The sequence below is a fragment of the Streptomyces sp. NPDC094147 genome, assembly GCF_044764265.1.
In the GTDB taxonomy this organism is placed as follows: Bacteria; Actinomycetota; Actinomycetes; order Streptomycetales; family Streptomycetaceae; genus Streptomyces.
Map to the genome: position 1 here is coordinate 31,731 of NZ_JBIWHT010000004.1, position 19,911 is coordinate 51,641.

20 protein-coding genes are annotated in these 19,911 nt (G+C 71.4%); 13 read left to right on the forward strand and 7 right to left on the reverse strand.

Features of this window, described 5'->3' with window-relative positions; genetic code table 11:
• Positions 1-2: 2 nt before the first annotated feature.
• Entirely contained in the window at positions 3-809 is an 807-nt protein-coding gene (locus ACIQ8J_RS09220) for a DNA polymerase beta superfamily protein (RefSeq protein WP_403265561.1), read from the reverse strand.
• A gap of 75 nt (positions 810-884) precedes the next feature.
• Positions 885-1,220: a DUF952 domain-containing protein gene (locus tag ACIQ8J_RS09225; RefSeq protein WP_403265563.1), complete on the reverse strand. Its 336-nt coding sequence runs from the start codon at positions 1,218-1,220 to the stop codon at positions 885-887.
• 43 nt (positions 1,221-1,263) lie between these two features.
• Here ACIQ8J_RS09225 and ACIQ8J_RS09230 point away from each other — a divergent pair, with 43 nt between their 5' ends.
• The 6 genes from ACIQ8J_RS09230 (at position 1,264) to der (ending at position 6,057) form a co-directional block, all read left to right on the forward strand.
• Entirely contained in the window at positions 1,264-1,389 is a 126-nt protein-coding gene (locus tag ACIQ8J_RS09230; protein ID WP_403265565.1) for a hypothetical protein, read from the forward strand.
• Between the two features lie 180 nt (positions 1,390-1,569).
• The gene (gene aroH / locus ACIQ8J_RS09235; RefSeq protein WP_403265566.1) at positions 1,570-1,932 is read left to right on the forward strand and encodes a chorismate mutase; all 363 of its coding nucleotides are present in this window, start codon (positions 1,570-1,572) and stop codon (positions 1,930-1,932) included.
• Positions 1,929-3,014, forward strand: a complete 1,086-nt coding sequence (locus tag ACIQ8J_RS09240; RefSeq protein ID WP_403265568.1) for a prephenate dehydrogenase — start codon at positions 1,929-1,931, stop codon at positions 3,012-3,014. The genes aroH and ACIQ8J_RS09240 overlap by 4 nt, the downstream gene beginning before the upstream one ends.
• Positions 3,015-3,135: 121 nt before the next feature.
• The gene (cmk, locus tag ACIQ8J_RS09245) at positions 3,136-3,843 is read left to right on the forward strand and encodes a (d)CMP kinase (RefSeq protein ID WP_403265570.1); all 708 of its coding nucleotides are present in this window, start codon (positions 3,136-3,138) and stop codon (positions 3,841-3,843) included.
• Entirely contained in the window at positions 3,801-4,538 is a 738-nt protein-coding gene (locus tag ACIQ8J_RS09250) for a lysophospholipid acyltransferase family protein (protein ID WP_403265572.1), read from the forward strand. Before cmk ends, ACIQ8J_RS09250 begins: the two co-directional genes overlap by 43 nt.
• Before the next feature lie 70 nt (positions 4,539-4,608).
• Positions 4,609-6,057 (forward strand): ribosome biogenesis GTPase Der, encoded by a 1,449-nt coding sequence (gene der, locus ACIQ8J_RS09255; protein ID WP_403265573.1) that lies wholly within the window; start codon positions 4,609-4,611, stop codon positions 6,055-6,057.
• 24 nt (positions 6,058-6,081) lie between these two features.
• Here the strand turns inward: der and ACIQ8J_RS09260 are convergent, their stop codons facing one another.
• A complete protein-coding gene (locus tag ACIQ8J_RS09260; RefSeq protein ID WP_403265575.1) occupies positions 6,082-6,423 on the reverse strand; it encodes a hypothetical protein in 342 nt (113 codons plus the stop codon).
• Positions 6,424-6,644: 221 nt separating this feature from the next.
• Positions 6,645-7,421 (reverse strand): hypothetical protein, encoded by a 777-nt coding sequence (locus ACIQ8J_RS09265; RefSeq protein ID WP_403265578.1) that lies wholly within the window; start codon positions 7,419-7,421, stop codon positions 6,645-6,647.
• Between the two features lie 505 nt (positions 7,422-7,926).
• Here ACIQ8J_RS09265 and ACIQ8J_RS09270 point away from each other — a divergent pair.
• The 3 genes from ACIQ8J_RS09270 to ACIQ8J_RS09280 all read left to right on the forward strand — a co-directional run bounded on the left by ACIQ8J_RS09270 (position 7,927) and on the right by ACIQ8J_RS09280 (position 10,905).
• Complete coding sequence (locus ACIQ8J_RS09270) at positions 7,927-8,583, forward strand: transglycosylase family protein (RefSeq protein ID WP_403265580.1); 657 nt, start codon at positions 7,927-7,929, stop codon at positions 8,581-8,583.
• Between the two features lie 223 nt (positions 8,584-8,806).
• Positions 8,807-10,087, forward strand: a complete 1,281-nt coding sequence (locus ACIQ8J_RS09275; RefSeq protein ID WP_403265583.1) for a glycosyltransferase family 4 protein — start codon at positions 8,807-8,809, stop codon at positions 10,085-10,087.
• Complete coding sequence (locus ACIQ8J_RS09280; protein ID WP_403265585.1) at positions 10,084-10,905, forward strand: transferase; 822 nt, start codon at positions 10,084-10,086, stop codon at positions 10,903-10,905. Before ACIQ8J_RS09275 ends, ACIQ8J_RS09280 begins: the two co-directional genes overlap by 4 nt.
• A 4-nt stretch (positions 10,906-10,909) precedes the next feature.
• Here the strand turns inward: ACIQ8J_RS09280 and ctaD are convergent, their stop codons facing one another.
• A complete protein-coding gene (gene ctaD, locus ACIQ8J_RS09285) occupies positions 10,910-12,592 on the reverse strand; it encodes a cytochrome c oxidase subunit I (RefSeq protein ID WP_403265588.1) in 1,683 nt (560 codons plus the stop codon).
• Positions 12,593-13,049: 457 nt separating this feature from the next.
• On the opposite strand from ctaD, the gene ACIQ8J_RS09290 reads away from it, so the two are divergent.
• Entirely contained in the window at positions 13,050-13,265 is a 216-nt protein-coding gene (locus ACIQ8J_RS09290; protein ID WP_403265591.1) for an I78 family peptidase inhibitor, read from the forward strand.
• Between the two features lie 103 nt (positions 13,266-13,368).
• Here ACIQ8J_RS09290 and ACIQ8J_RS09295 read toward each other — a convergent pair whose 3' ends face one another.
• Positions 13,369-14,370 carry a phosphatase PAP2 family protein gene (locus tag ACIQ8J_RS09295; protein WP_403265594.1) on the reverse strand — a complete coding sequence of 334 codons (1,002 nt, stop codon included), beginning with the start codon at positions 14,368-14,370 and terminating at the stop codon, positions 13,369-13,371.
• Between the two features lie 508 nt (positions 14,371-14,878).
• Between ACIQ8J_RS09295 and ACIQ8J_RS09300 the strand changes: the two genes are divergently transcribed.
• Both ACIQ8J_RS09300 and ACIQ8J_RS09305 read left to right on the forward strand, forming a co-directional pair.
• Complete coding sequence (locus ACIQ8J_RS09300; RefSeq protein WP_403265597.1) at positions 14,879-16,540, forward strand: MFS transporter; 1,662 nt, start codon at positions 14,879-14,881, stop codon at positions 16,538-16,540.
• A gap of 73 nt (positions 16,541-16,613) precedes the next feature.
• Positions 16,614-17,807 (forward strand): acyl-CoA dehydrogenase family protein, encoded by a 1,194-nt coding sequence (locus ACIQ8J_RS09305; RefSeq protein WP_403265599.1) that lies wholly within the window; start codon positions 16,614-16,616, stop codon positions 17,805-17,807.
• A gap of 60 nt (positions 17,808-17,867) precedes the next feature.
• Here the strand turns inward: ACIQ8J_RS09305 and ACIQ8J_RS09310 are convergent, their stop codons facing one another.
• Entirely contained in the window at positions 17,868-18,305 is a 438-nt protein-coding gene (locus tag ACIQ8J_RS09310) for a cell division protein SepF (RefSeq protein WP_403265602.1), read from the reverse strand.
• Between the two features lie 323 nt (positions 18,306-18,628).
• Here ACIQ8J_RS09310 and ACIQ8J_RS09315 point away from each other — a divergent pair, with 323 nt between their 5' ends.
• Entirely contained in the window at positions 18,629-19,903 is a 1,275-nt protein-coding gene (locus ACIQ8J_RS09315) for a DUF5685 family protein (RefSeq protein WP_403266579.1), read from the forward strand.
• The last annotated feature ends 8 nt before the right edge of the window (positions 19,904-19,911 follow it).

A 19,911-nucleotide genomic window follows, 5' to 3' on the forward strand; every position in this document is an offset into this window, starting at 1 on the left:
CTCTACGAGTTGAGGGAGCTCCGCGCCGCGCTCGGCTCGTCCGCCTTGAGCGCCGACTCGCGGCGAACCCGGAACAGGAAGTCCGCCACCCGGGCCCGGTCGGGCTCGGGTGCCAGGGGGCTGCGGGCGGCCGCCCGTTCGGACTCGGCCGCCAGGCGGGCCATCCATGACTCGACCTCGGGCCAGGAGACCTCGCCGCGCTTCACCGCGAGCAGCCGGTCGCGTTCGGCACCGACGTCGATGGTGAGGACCCCGGTTCGCAGCAGGTCGCGGCAGCTCATCAGGAGCCGCAGCAGATGCATGGCGTGCTTCCAGCGCGGCGCGCCGTGCAGGCGCACATCCGCGTCGAGCCTCTTGCGCCGGCCCAGCGCGTAGCGGGTGAAGCTCTGCTCGGCCTGACGGGAGAGGAACGCCTCGCGCAGGGCGAGGAGTTCCCGGCCGGTGTCGTCGATCCGCTCGACGAGCGGGGAGTGCAGGCACTCCAGGACGTTCGGGTTGGAGCGCAGGGCCAGTTCGCAGAAGCGCTCCAGCTCCCAGCTGAACTGCTCGTCGTTCCCCAAGCTCTCAACTTCGTTCGAGCAGGGGAGACCCCATCGGCCCTCGACATGGGTCGGGGGCTTCGCGAACCGCCAGAACAGCGGGGTCGGCGCCAGGTAGACGCCCCGTACGTCGCTGTCACTGTCCTCGGTCGCGAGGCCGAACGCGCGCGAGCCCATGACGCAGGAGTAGACGGTGTGGTCGGTGACGAGGTGTTCGGACAGTTCGGGCAGTTCATGCCGTTTGGGCCGTCTGGGCTGTTCGGGCGTCATGGCGGTGATTCTGGCGGGTCGGACCGGCCGGATCCAACCCTTTTCGACGGTGGGCCGGTGGGGAAGTGGAGCCGGTCACCTCCAGGGGGTGAGGGCAAGCGCCCGCCCGTCACCGTCCCGGCGCACTTCCAGCACCGCCGTCACGGCCGCCCGCTCGATCGGCCCGTACACGTGGGGGAACACGGTGTCCCGGGTGCCTTCCCAGCGGAGCTCGGCGGACAGTGCCGACTCGTCGACGCACAGGACCAGGAGCGGGCCGGGCGCGTCGCGGTAATGGGAGTCGGCGATCGCCAGTGCCGCGGACTCGTCGGCCGAGCAGTGCACGAAGCCCTCGGCGGCGAGGGAGGGCGGGGAGTAGGGCAGTGCGGGATCGGCGGACCACTCGTCCAGGGGAACCACGTGAAGGATCATCCGTCGGTTCTACCGCAGCCCCGGACCGGCCGGGTGGGTCCGAGTGGCGGCGCCGTCCCGTTCGGGGCCCGGCGACACCCTCCAGAAGGTCGCCGACCAGGCCGGAGTCTCCCCGCAGGAGGCCGCCGACCAGATCGCGCGGACCCTGCGCAGGCCGTCGACAAGCTGACCCCGGGTGGCGACCTGCCGCGGTCGGGCACCTCGCTGGAGGACCTGGTCAAGCAGCAGAGCCTGTAGCGCGGACCGTGCGCGGCGGCCGCCCTCGTCCCGGAGGGCGGTCGCCGCGTCCGTGTGTCAGTGCGGCTGGCTACGCTGAACGGGAAGAAAAGTTCAAGGCTAGGAGCACGTCGTGGCGGTACGAGCGGTCCGTGGGGCAGTCCAGCTGGAGCGGGACGAGGCCGGACACATGGACGAGCAGGTCGGCGCGCTGCTCACCGAGATCCTGGAGCGCAACGGGCTGGCCCCGGACGACCTGATCAGCATCTGGTTCACGGCCACCCCCGATCTGCACAGCGACTTCCCGGCCGCCGCCGCGCGCCAGCTCGGCATCACCGACGTACCGCTGATCTGCGCCCAGGAGCTGGACATAGCCGGCGCCATGCCCCGCGTGGTGCGGATCCTCGCGCATGTCGAGACCGATCTCGACAAGTCCGCGATCGCCCACGTCTACCTCGGCACCGCCGCCGCACTCCGCAAGGACATCGCCCAGTGAGAACCGCGCTCGTCATCGGCTCCGGACTGATCGGCACCTCCGCCGCGCTGGCCCTCGCCGGCCGCGGGGTCACCGTGCACCTCGCCGACCACGACCCGGGCCAGGCCCGCACCGCGGCCGCCCTCGGTGCCGGTACGGACGAACCGCCCGAGGCCAGGGTCGACCTCGCGATCGTCGCGGTGCCGCCCGCCCACGTGGCCGCGACGCTGGCCGAGGCGATCGGCGCCGGCGTGGCCCGCGCGTACATCGACGTGGCCAGCGTCAAGGGCGGCCCGCGGCGCGAGCTGCTCGCCCTCGGCTGCGACCTGAGCTCCTACATCGGTACGCACCCGATGGCGGGCAAGGAGCGCTCCGGCCCGCTCGCCGCCACCGCCGACCTCTTCGAGGGCCGGCCCTGGGTGCTCACGCCGACCCGGGACACCGACACCGAGGTGCTCAACCTGGCGCTTGAGCTGGTCGCGCTGTGCCGTGCCGTGCCGGTCGTCATGGACGCCGACGCCCACGACCGGGCCGTCGCCCTGGTCTCGCACACCCCGCAACTGGTCTCCTCCATGGTCGCGGCCCGCCTCGAAGAGGCCGACGAGACCGCGGTACGGCTGTGCGGCCAGGGCATCCGCGACGTCACCCGCATCGCCGCCTCCGACCCCGGGATGTGGGTCGAGATCCTCTCCGCCAACCCCGGCCCCGTCGCCGACGTGCTGTCCGGGATCGCCGCCGACCTGGACGAGACGGTGCGTGCCCTGCGCTCGCTCGACTCGGCCGACGAGGAGAAGCGGCGCGGCGGCGCGGCCGGCATCGAGGACATGCTGAGGCGCGGGAACGCGGGCCGGGTGAGGGTGCCCGGCAAGCACGGGGCGGCGCCGGCCACGTACGAGATCGTCGCCGTGCTCATCAGCGACGAGCCGGGCGGTCTCGCGCGGCTCTTCGCGGACGCGGGCCGGGCCGGGGTCAACATCGAGGACGTCCGCATCGAGCACGCGACCGGCCAGCAGGCGGGCCTGGTCCAGCTGATGGTCGAGCCGGCCGCGGCCCCCGGCCTCACGGCGGCGCTGCGGGAGCGGGGCTGGTCGATCCGGCAGTGAGGAGGCTCTGAGGGCCCGGGGGGCCCGGGGAGAGACGGGCGGGACGTGGGGCTCGCACGAGCCAGTAACCTTGTACGGGGCGGATTTGCGCCCCGAGCAAGCCCCGCCCCGTACCAGGAAGGTGTCCGTCACCGTGGAAAGCGCCGCCCGGACCGCTCCGGCAGCTGTGATTGTCGCCATCGACGGCCCCTCCGGCACCGGCAAGTCCAGCACCTCCAAGGCGGTCGCCGCCAAGCTGGGGCTGAGCTATCTGGACACCGGCGCCCAGTACCGGGCGATCACCTGGTGGATGATCAGCAACGGGATCGACACCGACGACCCGGCTGAGATCGCCGTCGCGGCCGCCAAGCCCGTGATCGTCTCCGGCACCGACCCGTCGGCGCCGACGATCACCGTGGACGGCGAGGACGCGGCCGGCCCGATCCGCACCCAGGAGGTCACCTCCAAGGTGAGCGCGGTCAGCGCCGTCCCCGAGGTGCGGGCGCTCATCACCCAGCTCCAGCGCGACATAGCGGCCTCCGCCGCACAGGGCATCGTGGTCGAGGGCCGGGACATCGGCACGACCGTGCTGCCCGACGCCGACCTCAAGGTGTTCCTCACCGCGTCCCCCGAGGCCCGCGCGGCCCGCCGCAGCGGCGAGATCAAGGGCTCCGACGTGGCAGCCACCAGGGAAGCCCTGATCAAGCGGGACACGGCCGACTCCAGCCGCAAGACCTCCCCGCTGGCCAAGGCCGACGACGCGGTCGAGGTGGACACCACCGAGCTCACCCTCGACCAGGTCATCGAATGCGTGGTCACCCTCATCGAGGAGAAGCAGGCCGCCAAGTGACCGCCCTCCCGTCGCCCGGCCACCGCCCCTCGTCGAGACGCTTCGCGCCGCACCTGCCCGTCACGGGGCGGGGTGCCGAGATCGGGCGCCGGATCGGCGTCGGCCTGATGTACGGGCTGTGGAAGCCGCGGGTGCTCGGCGCCTGGCGGGTTCCGGCGAGCGGTCCGGTGATCCTCGCCGTCAACCACTCCCACAACATCGACGGCCCGATGGTGATGGGCACCGCCCCGCGCGGCACCCACTTCCTGATCAAGAAGGAAGCCTTCGTCGGGCCGCTCGGCCCGTTCCTCGAAGGCATCGGCCAGCTCAAGGTGGACCGGGCGGTCGCCGACCGCACCGCGATCACCGACGCGCTGGCCGTGCTCGACCGGGGCGGCGTCCTCGGGATCTTCCCCGAGGGCACCCGGGGCGACGGCGACTTCGCCTCGCTGCGGGCCGGCCTCGCCTACTTCGCCGTACGGTCCGGGGCACCCATCGTCCCGGTCGCGGTGCTGGGAAGCACCGAGCGCCGCGGACGGTTGATAAAGGGGCTGCCGCCGCTGCGCAGCCGGGTCGACGTGGTCTTCGGCGACCCGTTCGAGGCGGGCGACGGCAGCGGACGCAGCACCCGCAAAGCCCTGGACGAGGCCACCGTCCGCATCCAGGACCGGCTCACCGGCCACCTGGAGAACGCCAGGCGCCTGACCGGGCGCTAGGCCAGACTTTCAGTAGTGGACCGCCCGATCGCGGTCCACCGATCACCACGATGAACGAGGTACGGACTTCATGAACGACCAGCACGAACACGGAGCGCTCGGCGACGCCGAGTACGCGGAGTTCATGGAGCTTGCCGCCGAAGAGGGCTTCGACGTCGAGGACGTCGAGCAGGCCATCGACGAGGCCGGTCACGGCCCGCTTCCGGCCCTCGCCGTCGTCGGCCGCCCGAACGTCGGCAAGTCGACCCTGGTGAACCGCATCATCGGCCGCCGCGAGGCCGTCGTCCAGGACAAGCCCGGCGTCACCCGTGACCGCGTCACCTATGAGGCCGAGTGGGCGGGCCGCCGTTTCAAGGTGGTCGACACCGGCGGCTGGGAGCAGGACGTCCTGGGCCTCGACGCCTCCGTCGCCGCCCAGGCCGAGTACGCCATCGAGGCCGCGGACGCCGTGGTCTTCGTGGTCGACGCCACCGTGGGCGCCACCGACACCGACGAGGCCGTCGTCAAGCTGCTGCGCCGGGCCGGCAAGCCCGTCGTGCTCGCCGCCAACAAGGTCGACGGCATGTCCGGCGAGTCCGACGCCGCGGTCCTGTGGTCGCTCGGCCTCGGCGAGCCCTACCCCATCTCCGCCCTGCACGGCCGCGGCACCGGCGACCTCCTCGACGAGATCCTCAAGGCCCTGCCCGACGCCCCGCCGCAGCGCTTCGGCACCGCGGTCGGCGGCCCGCGCCGGATCGCCCTCATCGGCCGTCCCAACGTCGGCAAGTCCTCGCTCCTGAACCAGGTCGCGAAGGAGGAGCGGGTCGTCGTCAACGAGCTGTCCGGCACCACCCGCGACCCCGTCGACGAGCTCATCGAACTCGGCGGAGTCACCTGGAAGTTCGTGGACACGGCGGGCATCCGCCGCCGCGTCCACCTCCAGGAGGGCGCCGACTACTACGCCTCGCTGCGCACCGCCGCCGCCGTCGAGAAGGCGGAGGTCGCGGTCGTCCTCATCGACACCAGCGAGTCCATCTCGGTACAGGACCAGCGCATCATCACGATGGCCGTCGAGGCCGGGCGCGCGCTGGTCATCGCGTACAACAAGTGGGACACCCTCGACGAGGAGCGGCGCTACTACCTGGAGCGCGAGATCGAGACCGAGATGCAGCAGGTCTCCTGGGCGCCCCGGGTCAATGTGTCGGCGCTGACCGGCCGCCACATGGAGAAGCTGGTCCCGGCGATCGAGACGGCCCTGGCGGGCTGGGAGACCCGGGTCCCGACCGGCCGTCTCAACGCCTTCCTCGGCGAGCTGGTCGCCGCGCACCCGCACCCGATCCGCGGCGGAAAGCAGCCGCGCATCCTGTTCGGTACGCAGGCGGGCACCAAGCCGCCCCGGTTCGTGCTCTTCGCCTCCGGCTTCATCGAGGCCGGCTACCGCCGCTTCATCGAGCGCCGGCTGCGCGAGGAGTTCGGCTTCGAGGGCACCCCGATCCACATCTCGGTCCGGGTGCGCGAGAAGCGCGGCCGCAAGAAGTAACCCCCTTACGGGGGAGGCCTGGAGCTAGAGCCCCCTGCGGGGGCCGGGCGGCAGTGCTGCCGGGAGATGATGGTGCCCGGTGTGCTGCCGCCCGTTCGCGTGCATCGCGGGGTGCACGTGCCAGTTCCCGGCGTACGTGACCGGGAAGTGCTGGGTCTGGCCCGACTGGTGGCCGGTCCGGGCGCCGTACGACCCCGTACCCACTCCGGTGAAACCGCCGAAGCCGCCGAACCCCCGGAAGCCGAGATCCTCCTCGCCGGACCGGTCGCCGGGCAGGGCGCGGAAGGACCTGCGGTACTCCGAGTACAGCGCGTCGTAGATCGGCGTGGCGGAGTGGGCTCCCGATGCGTCGCTTGAGGCGCGCATGGCAGGGATCTGGGAGTGGTACGTCTCGCGGGAAGGGTCGTATGAGTGCACGTATGTGCCAACGATCCCGCGGGGTGGGGGATGCGGGGTGTTTCGGCTTATCGGTAGCGCGCGGCGAGGTGCCCCACGCCCCTTCCGTGCGCGCCGGGGGGCGGGGCGCGCCGCTCGGCCGCCGGGGGCGCGGCCGTCCGGGGCGCTTCGGGAAGGGGCCGGGGGCAACCTCAGGTGCCCGCCAGGGGCATGGCGGCGGCCACCAGGCGGCCGTCGGCGGCGGCCTTCTCCAGCGCGTCCCTGAGCAGGTCCTCGCGCGGCTGCTGGCCGATCACGCCGACCGGTGCCGCGAAGACCAGCACGCGCTGCGACTTGTTGGCCGCCGCGCGCCAGCCGTCCGTCACCTGGAGCGGCTGGTGCGCCTGCCACCAGGAGACCGAACTGCTGCCGCCCCCGGTGCCGGGCTGCAGGATCGCGTGCAGCTGGCCCATCGCGAGCAGCACCGACCAGCCGGACAGCACCGAGGGCAGCCGGGCCATGTCGGTGACCGGCACGAAGCCCTGCTCGATGAGGAGCGGGAGGAACTCGTCGGTGGAGCCGCCCGACCCGGGACGGGCGATCGGGACGGTCGGCTCGACGACGAGCGCCGGGTGCAGGTCGCCCTCGATCAGCACCAGACCGCTGGTGATGCCGAGCACCGCCTGCTCGGGTGCGCCGCCGCCGGCCGGCTCCTCGCCGGTGATGGCGCGTACGGCGCCCTGGAGCTGCTCCTCGGCGACCTGGACGACCTGGGAGGGGATGCAGCTGGCGTGGGCGAAGGCGAGCACCGCGGTTTCCTCGCCGACGAACAGGACGGTGCTGGTGCGCTCCTGCTCGGAGTCGCCCGGCGTGCGGCAGGAGGTGCAGTCGTAGCTGCCCGGGGCGTTCTCGCCGGCGAGCAGCCGCTCGGCTTCTTCGTCGCCGATCTCGGCGCGGACGTCCTCACTGACGTCGAGCATGCGCGGCACGGGTGGCTCCTAGGAACTGAGTGGATGCGCCGGGCGGTTCCCGGCTTCTCTCGTACAAACGACAACGGACGATCTGTGGCCGGAGTCACGCGCGAAGGCGAACGGAATCGAACCATCCCCAGCGGAGGGTGAACACACCTCCGGAACCCTTCACTCCCTGTCAACACCTGCGGGATACATGGAAGTTGGCCGGGTGAGCCGAGTCACAGATCACTTCGATGACAGATCGACAAATACCGATATCTGCGAATCAAGTGGGTGACCGGAAATCGCTGATACTCCCGGTAACAGTCAACTGGCCTGGAATGACAAGGCTTTGGTTGATACGGGAGCGTGCGGGTCCCTAGATTCCACCGCCGTGTGCACCGAGCACCGCCCGGGAACGCCCGCCGCCGCATCAGTGAACGACGACCTTCCGGCGGGCGGGGGCAGTGCGGAACGAGGCGCCCGACGCGCCGGAGTCCGCACCGCTCAGGGGGACCCCGGGTGCTTCGAGAGGGATTTCATGTCTGTTGGTACCAGTGGTTCCAGCTCGCTGCGAAGTCGTGGGACGGCAGCGCTGATCGGGGCCGCGATCGCGGCCCCGGTCGCCCTGCTCAGTGTCGCCACCGGTCCGGCCGCGGCGGCGGACGGTGGTGTGTGGGACCGCATCGCGCAGTGTGAGAGCGGCGGAGACTGGCACATCAACACCGGCAACGGCTACTACGGCGGGCTCCAGTTCGACGCCGGGACCTGGCGGGCGCACGGCGGCGGGGCGTACGCCTCCACCGCCGACCGGGCCAGCAGGGCCGAGCAGATCGCCGTCGCCACCAGGGTCCAGCACTCGCAGGGCTGGGGCGCCTGGCCGTCCTGCTCGCGCTCGGCGGGCGCGTACGGCGGCGCTCCCGCGGCGCAGGCACCTGCCGCCGGGCGGGCCGAGCCCGTCAAGCCGAAGAAGGCCCCGAGCGTACGGAAGGCCGCGCCGAAGCCGTCCGCGCCGGCTGCCCCGGTCCGCACCGGGAGTGCGCCGATCGCCGGCGCCTACACGGTCAGGAGCGGTGACACGCTCTCCGCCATCGCGGCGGCGCACGGCACCCGATGGGAGGCGCTGTACGCGGCCAACCGGGCCGTCATCGGCGGCGACCCGGACCTCATCGTGCCCGGACAGCAGCTCAGGGTCTGAGGCACCGAGCCCCGTCCGGCCGCCCGGACGGGGCTCTCCCCGACGCTCTCCACGCCTGGTCCCCGGGTGGACGAGCGGTGATCCGCCCCTGGGGTACGGGTGACGGCCGAGCCAAGTACAGTCCGTTGCTGACCGGGCATCCGGTCCCGACCGACCCGGCCGACCGGACGATCAAGCGGATGATCGACCGATCGGTCGAACGACCCAAGGGGACGCGTGGCGCATGCACATCTCATTCCTGCTGCACAACGCGTACAGCCTGGGCGGCACCATCCGGTCCACCTTCAACCTCGCCGGTGAGCTGGCCCGGCGGCACGACGTCGAGATCGTCTCCGTCTTCCGCCACCACGACGAGCCCACCCTCACCGCGCCCGAAGGCGTCCGCCTCAGGCACCTCGTGGATCTCCGCAAGAACAGCGCCGGACACGACGGCGACCACCCCCGGCACCAGCAGCCGGCCAAGGTCTTCCCGCGCGGCGACGGACGCCACAGCCAATACAGCCGCCTCACCGATGACCGCATCGCGGCCCATCTGCGGGCGATCGAGGCGGACGTCGTCGTCGGCACCCGGCCCGGACTCAACGTGCACATCGCGCGCGAGACCCGGCCCGGCGTGGTCCGGGTCGGCCAGGAACACCTGACCCTGGCCGGACACAGCTACCGGCTGCGCGGCGAGATCGCCCACTACTACCCGCTGCTCGACGCGATCACCACGGTCACCAGCGCCGACGCGGCCGCCTACCAGGAGCTGCGGCTCCCCGGCGTACGCGTCGACGCGGTGCCCAACAGCGTGCCCGCGTCCCGCATCGAGCCCGCCTCGGGCGACGCCAAACTGGTCGTCGCGGCCGGGCGGCTCACCCCCGTCAAGCGGTACGACCTGCTGGTGCGGGCCTTCGCGCGAGTGGTCGCGGTGCGGCCGGACTGGCGGCTGCGGATCTACGGCTCCGGCGACGCCTTCGGGAACGAACGTGAAGCCCTGCGCAACCTCATCGACGATCTTGGCCTCTACAACAATGTGTTCCTTATGGGCCTGGCAGGCCATCTTGAGAGCGAGTGGGTCAAGGGCTCCGTCGCGGCCGTCACCTCCAGCCACGAGTCCTTCGGCATGACCATCGTCGAGGCGATGCGCTGCGGACTCCCCGTCGTCTCCACCGACTGTCCACAGGGGCCACGCGAAATCATCCAGGACGGGGTGGACGGCCGGCTGGTCGAAACGGGCAACGCCGACGCGGTGGCCGCCGCCCTGCTCGAACTGATCCAGGACGACGAACTGCGCCACCGCATGGCCAAGGCGGCGCTGCACAACTCCGAGCGCTTCGACCCGGCCCGGATCGGCGAACGCCACGAGGCGATCTTCGCCGAGCTGCACGCCCAGGGCGGCGGCAGCCGCTCCGCCGGGGTACTGAGCGACTCGCTGCACCGGGCCCGCAGCACCGCCCTCGACGGGGCCTACGCCCTGCGCCACAAGGCCGCCAGAGTGCTCCGGAAAGGGCAGACCGCATGACCACCACCGCCGAGTCCCCGGACACGGGCAGCGCATCCGCCACGCCGCGCGCCGACTGCATCGCAGACTCCGCGGGCGGAGTGACCTTCGACGTCACGGGGGCCGGCCGACCGGGCGCCACGCTCGTCCTGCGCCGGCGCGGCGGCGACCCGGGCCCCGATGTGCTGCTGCCGCTCACCCCGGCCGCCGAAGGCCTGCTCCGGGCGGTGCTGCCGAGCACGGTCGAGCTCGCGGAGGGCCTGTGGGACGCGTACCTGCGCGCCGGTGAGGAGGGGGAGCAGCGCCTGGAGCCGGGGACCCGGGACCTGCGTGCGCTGGTCGACCGGGAGCCCGGTCCGGACGCCGACCGGGTCGCGGTGCGCATTCCGTACGCCGGGCGGTCCGGCGAGCTCATCGTCCGCAGCTGGCTGCGCAAGCCGCACGCCGAGACCGGCACGATCGGCTTCGACGCGGGCGCGGTCACCGTTCACGGACGGCTGTACGGATCCGGGCTCGGCCCGGAGGCGGTCGTGGAGGCGCGGCTGCGGGGCGGGGGCGGCCGGGTCCACCGGGTGCCCGCGACCGCCGACGGCGACGGCTTCACCTTCACGCTGCCCTACGCGCCGCTCGCGGAGGGGCTCGACGCGAAGGAGTGGCTCTGGGACCTGTGGCTGCTCACCGGCACCGCCGCGGTCCGCCTCGCCCGCATCCTGGACGACGTCCCCCTCAAGCAGGTGATCTTCGTGTACCCGGGGTCGCGGGTGGGCCCGGGAGTGGTCCGGCCGTACTACACGGGCGCCAACGATCTGAGCGTACGAGTGGACGCGGCGGCGGGTTAGGGGGTCAGCGGGTTTCCCCGCCGGTCTCCGGCCGCAGGTCGTCGCGGAACGGGGCGAACTCCGGGTGGTGCAGGTCGAAGGCCGGGGCCTCGGTGCGGATCCGGGGGATGGCCACGAAGTTGTGCCGGGGCGGCGGGCACGACGTCGCCCACTCCAGCGAGCGGCCGAACCCCCATGGGTCGTCCACCTCCACCTTCTTGCCGTACTTCGCCGTCTTCCAGACGTTGTAGAAGAAGGGCAGCGTGGACAGGCCGAGGAGGAACGCGCCGATGGACGAGATCGTGTTCAGCACCGTGAAGCCGTCCGCCGCCAGGTAGTCCGCGTACCGGCGCGGCATGCCCGCCGCCCCCAGCCAGTGCTGGACCAGGAAGGTGGTGTGGAAGCCGACGAAGAGCGTCCAGAACTGGATCTTGCCGAGCTGTTCGTCCAGCATCTTGCCGGTGAGTTTCGGCCACCAGAAGTAGAAGCCGCCGAAGGTCGCGAACACCACCGTGCCGAACACCACGTAGTGGAAGTGCGCCACGACGAAGTACGAGTCGGTGACGTGGAAGTCCAGCGGCGGGGAGGCCAGGATGACGCCCGTCAGGCCGCCGAACAGGAAGCTCACCAGGAAGCCGACCGCCCACAGCATCGGGGTCTCGAAGCTCAGTGAGCCCCTGAGCATCGTGCCCGTCCAGTTGAAGAACTTCACCCCGGTCGGCACCGCGATCAGGAACGACATGAACGAGAAGAACGGCAGCAGCACCGCTCCGGTCGCGAACATGTGGTGGGCCCACACCACGACGGACAGGCCGGTGATGGCCGCCGTCGCTCCGACCAGGGTCATGTAGCCGAAGATCGGCTTGCGCGCGAAGACCGGGATGATCTCCGTGATGATGCCGAAGAACGGCAGCGCGATGATGTAGACCTCGGGATGGCCGAAGAACCAGAAGAGGTGCTGCCACAGCAGCGCGCCCCCGTTCTGCGCCTCGAAGACCACCGAGCCGAACCTGCGGTCCGCCTCCAGAACGAGCAGCGACGCCGCGAGCACCGGGAACGCGATCAGCACCAGGATCGATGTGAACAGGACGTTCCAGGTGAAGATCGGCATCCGGAACATCGTCATGCCGGGCGCGCGCATCGCGACGATGGTGGTCAGGAAGTTGACCGAGCCGAGGATCGTGCCGAAGCCGGAGAGCGCGAGTCCCATGATCCAGAGGTCGGCGCCCGCGCCGGGGGAGCGGGTCAGCGAGTTGAGCGGGGCGTAGGCGAACCAGCCGAAGCTCGCGGGGCCCGTCGGCAGCAGCACCGAGCCGAGCACGATCAGACCGCCGAAGAGGAACAGCCAGTACGCGAGCATGTTCAGCCGCGGGAAGGCCACGTCCGGGGAGCCGATCTGCAACGGCATGATCGCGTTGGCGAATCCGGCGAAGGTCGGCGTCGCGAAGAGCAGCAGCATGATCGTGCCGTGCATCGTGAAGAGCTGGTTGTACTCCTCGTTGGTCATGATCTGGAGCCCGGGACGGGCGAGTTCGGCCCGCATCAGGAGCGCCATCACACCGGCGATCAGGAAGAAGACGAACGACGTGATCAGGTAGAGGTGCCCGATCTTCTTGTGGTCGGTGGTGGTCAGCCAGTCGATGATCAACGCGCCGGGCCGGGCGGCCCGCGCAGGTTCCGCCACCGCTGTCGCCGTCTCCGTACCCATTGCGCCCCCAGAGGTGTCCGGCGTCAGGCCAGGGGCCATGATGCGCGCGGCCCGGCCCGGCGCAACAGAGGGCGTGGGCCATCTGGCCGAGCATCGACGGCCCCGGCCAAGGGGTTCCGGGTAGGGATCGTGTAAAGGTGCGGTGAATTACCTATGCGTCGCCAATTCCATTGGGAGCGCTGCCGAGTGGGAATTCCCATCGTGTCACGCGTAAGAATTCTGTCAATTCCAGGAATGCGTTCGAGTGGCTGGAAGCGGCGTGTGCGATAACTGGGCAAGGGGTCAGGAACTGCCCGTATGAGTGACGTAGTTCGAGGCAAGCCCGAGCCCCGATCCTGTGACAGAAGTGTGACTGGTGGGGCACCGGAGGCGGACAACCAGCGGGTTCGCACCAGGTCGGCGGGCCTCTGGCGGCCCCGGCTTCCGTCGCCGGGCCGACCCGCCTACGGTGGGCTGCATGGCACCCATACCGTCCCACTCCGCACATCCCGACGACGCCCCCGAGTCCTATGTCGGCCTCGACGCCGAAGGCGCCGAGCGGCTGGCCAGGGAGCGCGGCTGGTCCACTGTCAGGTCGCTGCCGCCGGGCTCGATCATCACCATGGAGTACCTGGTGGGCAGGCTGAACTTCGAGGTCGAGGACGGCACGGTCATCCGCTGCTGGCACGGCTGAGCCGGTTCCTGCGGCGCGACAACGACGAAGGCCCCCGGTCCGTACCGGGGGCCTTCGTCACGCGGGGGTTGGCCTGTGCGTACCGTCCCCGCCGTCTCTGCCGTCAGCCGCCCAGAGGGCGGGCCGGGGCGGTGCGCGGCGACCGCTCGGTGTGCGGCGGGCGCCGGGTGCCCGCCGGGACGACCGACGGCCGCTCCGAACGGGCCGGCTGGTAGGGCCTGGCCGGGAGCGGCCTGGTGCTGCCGCGCCCGCTCGTCGCGCCGACCGGCTCGCGCTCCGGGGCCCCGTCCTCGTCGTGGCCCCGCTGGGGCAGCATCGCGGGGACCGTGCGGGCGGGCACCGGGACCGGGGCGGTCGCGCCGCGGGTCCGCCGGCGCTCGCGCACCTTCTCGCGCACCGCGAAGACGAACGCCTCGGCGCGGGCGATCGGCGACTCCACCCAGGGCAGGGCGAGCAGGATGAGCAGCCCGGCCGCCCAGCCGAGGAGCACATCGCTCACCCAGTGCGTACCGAGGTAGACGGTGGTCGCGCCGACTCCGAGCGCGACCATGGCCGAGATGACCGAGAGCCAGCGGCGGGCGCGCGGAGTGGTGGCGAGGTAGGCCAGGATGCCCCAGGTCACGACCGCGTTGGCGGTGTGCCCCGAGGGAAATATGTCGCCCCCGGCGAAGAGCTCGGCGGACCCTATCTGCGTGGCGTAGTGCGGGCCGAGCCGTCCGAGGCCGAGCTTGACCGAACCGACCGTCATGTTGAGCAGCAGCAGGGCCGCCCCGAGCGTGAGGAGCGGCCGCAGTGTGTGCTGACGCCAGGAGCGCCAGCCCAGCCAGGCCATGACCATCACGGCGGTCGGCCCGCGCTGGCCGAGGACCACGAAGTAGTCCAGGAAGGCGTGCCATTGCGGCCAGTGCTCGTACGGCCGGAACAGCATGACCTTCCAGTCCAGCTCGACGAGCCAGGACGAGGTCAGCACGGCCACGACGATGGCGAGGTAGAACACCATCGTCGCGCCGAAGAGGACCACGCGGTGACGGCTCATCCGCGGGATCTCTATCTTCGGTGGCTCGGGCTCCCGGTCCAGGCGGGCGAAGATTCGGTCAGTACGCACTCAATCGACGTTACAGCGAGTGAGTGACGGTCCAGGCCGATCCGGGGTCTTTGTGATGACGATGTGATGTGGAGTATGTCTCACGCCCGCCGTTATTCCCGGGCCCTCGGGAATACCCCGCGGCCTTGCGCTCTATTCATTCGACTCGCCTCCGGAAGGCCTGTTTGTATCCCATGGAATTCCGTTTGCCGGGCGGGGGAGCGGAATTCACCCTTCGGTCACCGGTCCGGTACGGAGCGTAAAGATCATCTCGGGGCCCGTCGCGGCGTGGCGCACGCCACACTCCTGCGGTCTTCGCGGTGAGAGGTGGACCACGCGCCACCGGCGTGAACTCGCGTACGCTGACGAACCACTCGCCCGTCGATGCCGGGCTCCCGGGCACACCGGCCCGATTCAGGGCCGGTCACTGGTCCGCCGGGCCCGCCGACCGCGAGAGTGGCGACGGACGGTCCGATGCGGCCGCCCCGTCCCGGGCCCGGCGCGGCCCGCAGTACTGGGAGGTACGTACATGACAGGGACGACCACGGCCGGTGCACGAACGCGTGCTGCTGCCGGCGGTGCCAACCGCTGGGTCGTCCTCCTCGTCCTCTGCGTGAGCCTGCTGTTCGTGGCGCTGGATGCCACCGTCCTGCACGTCGCGATCCCCTCGGTCACCGAGGACCTGCGGCCCGGTTCGGTGGAACTCCTCTGGATCGTCGACGCCTACCCCCTGGTCTGCGCCGCCCTCCTCATCCTCTTCGGCACGCTCGGCGACCGGGTGGGCCGGCGCCGGGTCCTGCTGCTCGGGTACGGGATCTTCGGCGCCGCCTCGGCGGTCGCCGCGCTCGCCGAATCGGCGCCGGTGCTCATAGCCGCCCGCGCGCTGCTCGGCATCGGCGGCGCGATGATCATGCCCGCCACGCTCTCCATCGTCCGCGTCGTCTTCCCCGACCGCCGCGAGCGGGCCACCGCCATCGGCATCTGGACGGCGGTCGCCGCGATCGGCGCCGCCACCGGACCGGTGCTCGGCGGCTTCCTCGTCCAGCACTTCTGGTGGGGCTCGGTCTTCCTCGTCAACATCCCGCTGATGGCGCTGATCCTGCCGCTCGGCCGCTGGATCCTGCCCGAGTCCAAGGGCAGCTCCGACGGACCCTGGGACGTGCTCGGCGCGCTGATGGCGGCGGGCGGCATCCTCGCCGTCGTGCTGGGCGTGAAGCGGCTCGGCAGCGGCTCCGGCATCCTCGACGACCGCACCCTCGCGGCGCTCTGCGTCGGCACCGCGCTGCTCGTCCTCTTCGTCCGCAGACAGCGGCGCCGCACGCATCCGCTCATCGACATGCGGATGTTCTCCCGGCCCGCGTTCGCCACCTCGGTCGGCTGCATCATCGTGGCCATGCTGGCGCTGGTCGGCCTCGAACTCATCGCGGTCCAGTACCTCCAGCTGGTCCTCGGGCTCTCCCCGCTGTCCACCGGACTGCGCATGCTGCCGCTCACCTTCGCCGCGATGGCGGCGGGCGCCACCGGCTCGTACACGCTGCGCAGGCTCGGACCGCGCCGGATGGTCTCTACGGGCTTCGTGCTGACCGCGGTCGCCGTGCTGCTGCTGGCCCTGATGGGCCAGACCGACTGGCCGGCCCTGATGTTCGTCTCCTTCGTCCTGCTCGGCTTCGGCTTCCAGACCACGCTGTTCGCGGCGTACGAATCGATGCTGAGCGAGGCCCCGGCCGAGCGGGCCGGTGGCGCGGCCGCCATCGGCGAGACCTCCTACCAGCTCGGCGCGGGCATGGGCATCGCCCTGCTCGGCAGCGTCATGAACGCCGCCTACGCCCCCGGTCTTGCCTCGGTCGGCGGGGTCCCCGTCAAGGCGTCGGCCGCCGCGGCCAACTCGCTCGGCGAGGCGTACGACGTCGCGGGGCGCCTCGGCGGCCCGGCGGGCGAGGCGCTGCGCGGCGCGGCCCGGAACGCCTTCGTGCACGGTCTGCACGTGACCCTGTTCGTCAGCGCCGCACTCCTGCTCCTGGGCGCGGTGGCGGGGCTGCGGTTGCCGCGGGTCATGGACTGCTCGGTCGCCGGGCAGGACCTGGAGCCCGAGGTGGAGCCGCAGCAGGTGCAGCCGCTCGGCGTGAAGCTGCCGTCCCCGGCGCGGGCCGTCGATGTGGCGACCGCGGAGTCTGGACGCGCGGGACACTGACCCGTAACGTCAGCGCTCAGGTAATAACTAACACTGCTAGTTTTAGGTGAGCGAGAGCCGCGGAGGCGCCCTCATGTCCGCTCCTTCCTCCAAGCTGCCCCCCTTCGACCCGGCCGACCCGCTCGGCATCGACGACCTGCTGAGCGCCGAGGACCTCGCGATCCGCGACACCGTGCGCTCCTGGGCCGCCGACCGGGTCCTGCCGCACATCGCCGAGTGGTACGAGAACGGCGAACTGCCCGGCATCCGCGAACTGGCCCGCGAACTCGGCTCGATCGGCGCGCTGGGCATGTCCCTGACCGGCTACGGCTGCGCGGGCGCCACCGCCGTGCAGTACGGCCTCGCCTGCCTGGAGCTGGAGGCCGCCGACTCCGGCATCCGCTCGCTCGTCTCCGTACAGGGCTCGCTCGCCATGTACGCGATCTGGCGGTTCGGCTCCGAGGAGCAGAAGCAGCGCTGGCTGCCCGGGATGGCGGCGGGCGAGATCATCGGCTGCTTCGGCCTCACCGAACCCGACCACGGCTCCGACCCGGCCGGTATGCGCACGTACGCCAAGAAGGACGGCACCGACTGGGTGCTGGGCGGCCGCAAGATGTGGATCACCAACGGCTCGGTTGCGGGCGTCGCCGTGGTGTGGGCCCAGACCGACGAAGGCATCCGCGGGTTCGTGGTGCCGACCGGTGCCCCGGGCTTCTCGGCTCCCGAGATCAAGCACAAGTGGTCGCTGCGCGCCAGCGTCACCAGCGAGCTGGTCCTGGACGAGGTGCGGCTGCCCGCCGACGCCGTACTCCCCGAGGTCACCGGGCTCAAGGGCCCGCTCAGCTGCCTCTCGCACGCGCGGTACGGAATCGTCTGGGGCGCGATGGGCGCGGCCCGCGCCTCGTTCGAGGCGGCGCTCGACTACGCGAAGACCCGCGAGCAGTTCGGCAAGCCCATCGGCGGCTTCCAGCTCACCCAGGCCAAGCTCGCCGACATGGCCGTCGAACTGCACAAGGGGATCCTGCTCGCCCACCATCTGGGCCGGCGCCTGGACGCGGGAAGGCTCCGCCCCGAGCAGGTCAGCTTCGGGAAGCTCAACAACGTACGGGAGGCCATCGAGATCTGCCGCACCTCGCGCACCGTCCTCGGTGCCAACGGGATCTCGCTGGAGTACCCGGTGATGCGGCACGCCACCAACCTGGAATCGGTGCTCACCTACGAGGGCACCGTGGAGATGCACCAGTTGGTGCTCGGCAAGGCGCTCACCGGGCTGGACGCGTTCCGCTAGGAGCGGGTGTCCGGTGAGCGCCTGGCTCGGCGGTGGTCGTGGCCGGGAGCCATCGGCAACTCAGCTCTGGTTGAAGAAGCCGCCGGTCTGGCGGCCCGCGGCCTCGCCGCTGACGATCTGGGTGTCGGCGGGGGTCAGCAGGAAGACCCTCGTCGCCACGCGCTCGATGGAGCCGCGCAGGCCGAAGGTGAGCCCGGCCGCGAAGTCGACGACGCGCTTGGCGTCACCCGCGTCCATGCTCGTCAGGTTCACGATCACCGGGACGCCCTCCCGGAACAGCTCGCCGATACCCCGCGCGTCCCGGAAGCCGTCCGGCGTGACGGTGGCGATCCGGCGGCCCTGCTCCTCGGCCGCCTCGGAGGCCACCCGCACCCGCGGGTCGGTCACCCAGGCCTCGCCGGGCTCGGCGGCACCCTCGGTGTACTCGTCGTCGTAGTAGCGGTCGTCGTTGTCCTCGACAAGTCCCAGCCAGGCACTGGCCTTGCGCACCGATCCCATGGACGCCTCCTCTCACAGCGGACTTCTTCTTGCTACATCTTCCGTTCCGCATCCCTATGGTCGTCCATGATGCGGATACCGCGCCAAGTGGATAGTCGCCGCGCGGTTGATTCGTGACGGTACTGGCACAGAACATGTGGCGATTCGTCAGGAATCCTCTAGGGCTGGGGCGGTACGGGAGATCCGGTGTAACAAAAATATGTATGTCCCTCCACATGAGTGATGCAGGGGTCGTACGGGTGAACGGATCACTCGATACGATGCCTGCCGCACTGAAGAACGACGCGTTGGGCGCGGTGCCCAACGGCACGTGGGGGAGAGCCGTGTTCGGAATCGTCAGGCCCTGTTCGCACCGGCTCGGCGAGGGGCTGAAGACCGAGTGGATGGCCCATCTCTGCGGCCTCTGCCTGGCACTTCGCTCCGACCACGGGCAGCTCGCCCGGGTCGTGACCAACTACGACGGCCTGATCGTCTCGGTTCTGACGGAGGCTCAGGCCGAGCGGAGCACCGGCTGGCGGCGCACCGCCGGACCCTGCCCGCTGCGCGCGATGCGTACGGCTCCGGTGGCACAGGGCGAGGGGGCCCGGCTCGCGGCGGCCGTCTCGCTGGTCCTCGCCTCGGCCAAGGTCCGCGACCACGTGGCCGACCGGGACGGCCTGTTGGCGCGCAGGCCGGTCGCGCTCGCCGCCCGCCGGGTCGCCAGGAGCTGGGACCGGGCCGGGGCGCGCACCGGCGCCACGCTCGGCTTCGACACCGCCGTGCTCGTCGACGCGGTCGACCGGCAGAGCGGCATCGAGGCGCTCGCGGGCCCCGGCACCTCGCTCCTGACGGTCACCGAGCCGACCGAGACGGCCACCGCGGCCGCCTTCGCGCACACCGCCGTCCTCGCGGGCAGGCCCCACAACGCGGAGCCGCTCGCGGAGGCCGGCCGGCTCTTCGGGCGGCTCGCGCATCTCCTGGATGCCTTGGAGGACCGGGAAACTGACGCCGCGTCGGGTGCCTGGAACCCGCTGGCGGCGACCGGCACCGATCTCGCCGAGGCCCGCAGGCTCGCCGACGACGCGGTGCACGGCATCCGGCTCGCGCTGCGCGAGGTCGACTTCGTGGACGGAAAGCTCGCCCACGTCCTGCTCGCACACGAACTGAGCCAGTCCGTCAACCGCTCGTTCGGCACGACGAGCTGTGCCCATCCACACGAGGCGTCGTACGGCCCCTACGGGCAGCAGCCGCCCCAGCAGGGTGGCGGCAACCCGTACCAGGGCCCCTACGGCGGTGGTCAGGTGCCGCCGGGGAATCCGTACGGCGGCGGCAATCCCTACGGGGGCGGCGGGCCCGGCGGGTTCGGGCCGGGGGGCCACGGGCCGGGCTTCACGCCCGAGCCGCCGCGCCCCCAGCCGCGCGGCTTCTTCGCGGGCTGCGCCGCCTTCGTCGGGCTCTGCTGCACCTGCAAGATGTGCTGCGCCGACGAGTACGAGGGCCCCTGGTCGCGCAAGAAGCGCGAGGGCTGCTGCAACGCCTGTGACTGCGACTGCTGTGACTGCTGCAGTTGCTGTGAGGTGTGCCAGTGCTGCGAGTGCGCCAGCTGCTGCGACTGCTGACGGACCGT

Bases quoted from the DNA above. Each gene is read 5' to 3' on its own strand.
- der (WP_403265573.1), top strand. From the start codon at position 4,609: ATGAACGACCAGCACGAACACGGAGCGCTCGGCGACGCCGAGTACGCG.
- ctaD (WP_403265588.1), bottom strand. From the start codon at position 12,592: ATGGGTACGGAGACGGCGACAGCGGTGGCGGAACCTGCGCGGGCCGCC.
- ACIQ8J_RS09250 (WP_403265572.1), top strand. From the start codon at position 3,801: ATGCGTGGTCACCCTCATCGAGGAGAAGCAGGCCGCCAAGTGACCGCC.
- ACIQ8J_RS09310 (WP_403265602.1), bottom strand. From the start codon at position 18,305: ATGGGATCGGTGCGCAAGGCCAGTGCCTGGCTGGGACTTGTCGAGGAC.
- ACIQ8J_RS09275 (WP_403265583.1), top strand. From the start codon at position 8,807: ATGCACATCTCATTCCTGCTGCACAACGCGTACAGCCTGGGCGGCACC.
- ACIQ8J_RS09290 (WP_403265591.1), top strand. From the start codon at position 13,050: ATGGCACCCATACCGTCCCACTCCGCACATCCCGACGACGCCCCCGAG.
- ACIQ8J_RS09260 (WP_403265575.1), bottom strand. From the start codon at position 6,423: ATGCGCGCCTCAAGCGACGCATCGGGAGCCCACTCCGCCACGCCGATC.
- ACIQ8J_RS09220 (WP_403265561.1), bottom strand. From the start codon at position 809: ATGACGCCCGAACAGCCCAGACGGCCCAAACGGCATGAACTGCCCGAA.
- ACIQ8J_RS09300 (WP_403265597.1), top strand. From the start codon at position 14,879: ATGACAGGGACGACCACGGCCGGTGCACGAACGCGTGCTGCTGCCGGC.
- ACIQ8J_RS09225 (WP_403265563.1), bottom strand. From the start codon at position 1,220: ATGATCCTTCACGTGGTTCCCCTGGACGAGTGGTCCGCCGATCCCGCA.
- ACIQ8J_RS09280 (WP_403265585.1), top strand. From the start codon at position 10,084: ATGACCACCACCGCCGAGTCCCCGGACACGGGCAGCGCATCCGCCACG.
- ACIQ8J_RS09305 (WP_403265599.1), top strand. From the start codon at position 16,614: ATGTCCGCTCCTTCCTCCAAGCTGCCCCCCTTCGACCCGGCCGACCCG.
- ACIQ8J_RS09270 (WP_403265580.1), top strand. From the start codon at position 7,927: ATGTCTGTTGGTACCAGTGGTTCCAGCTCGCTGCGAAGTCGTGGGACG.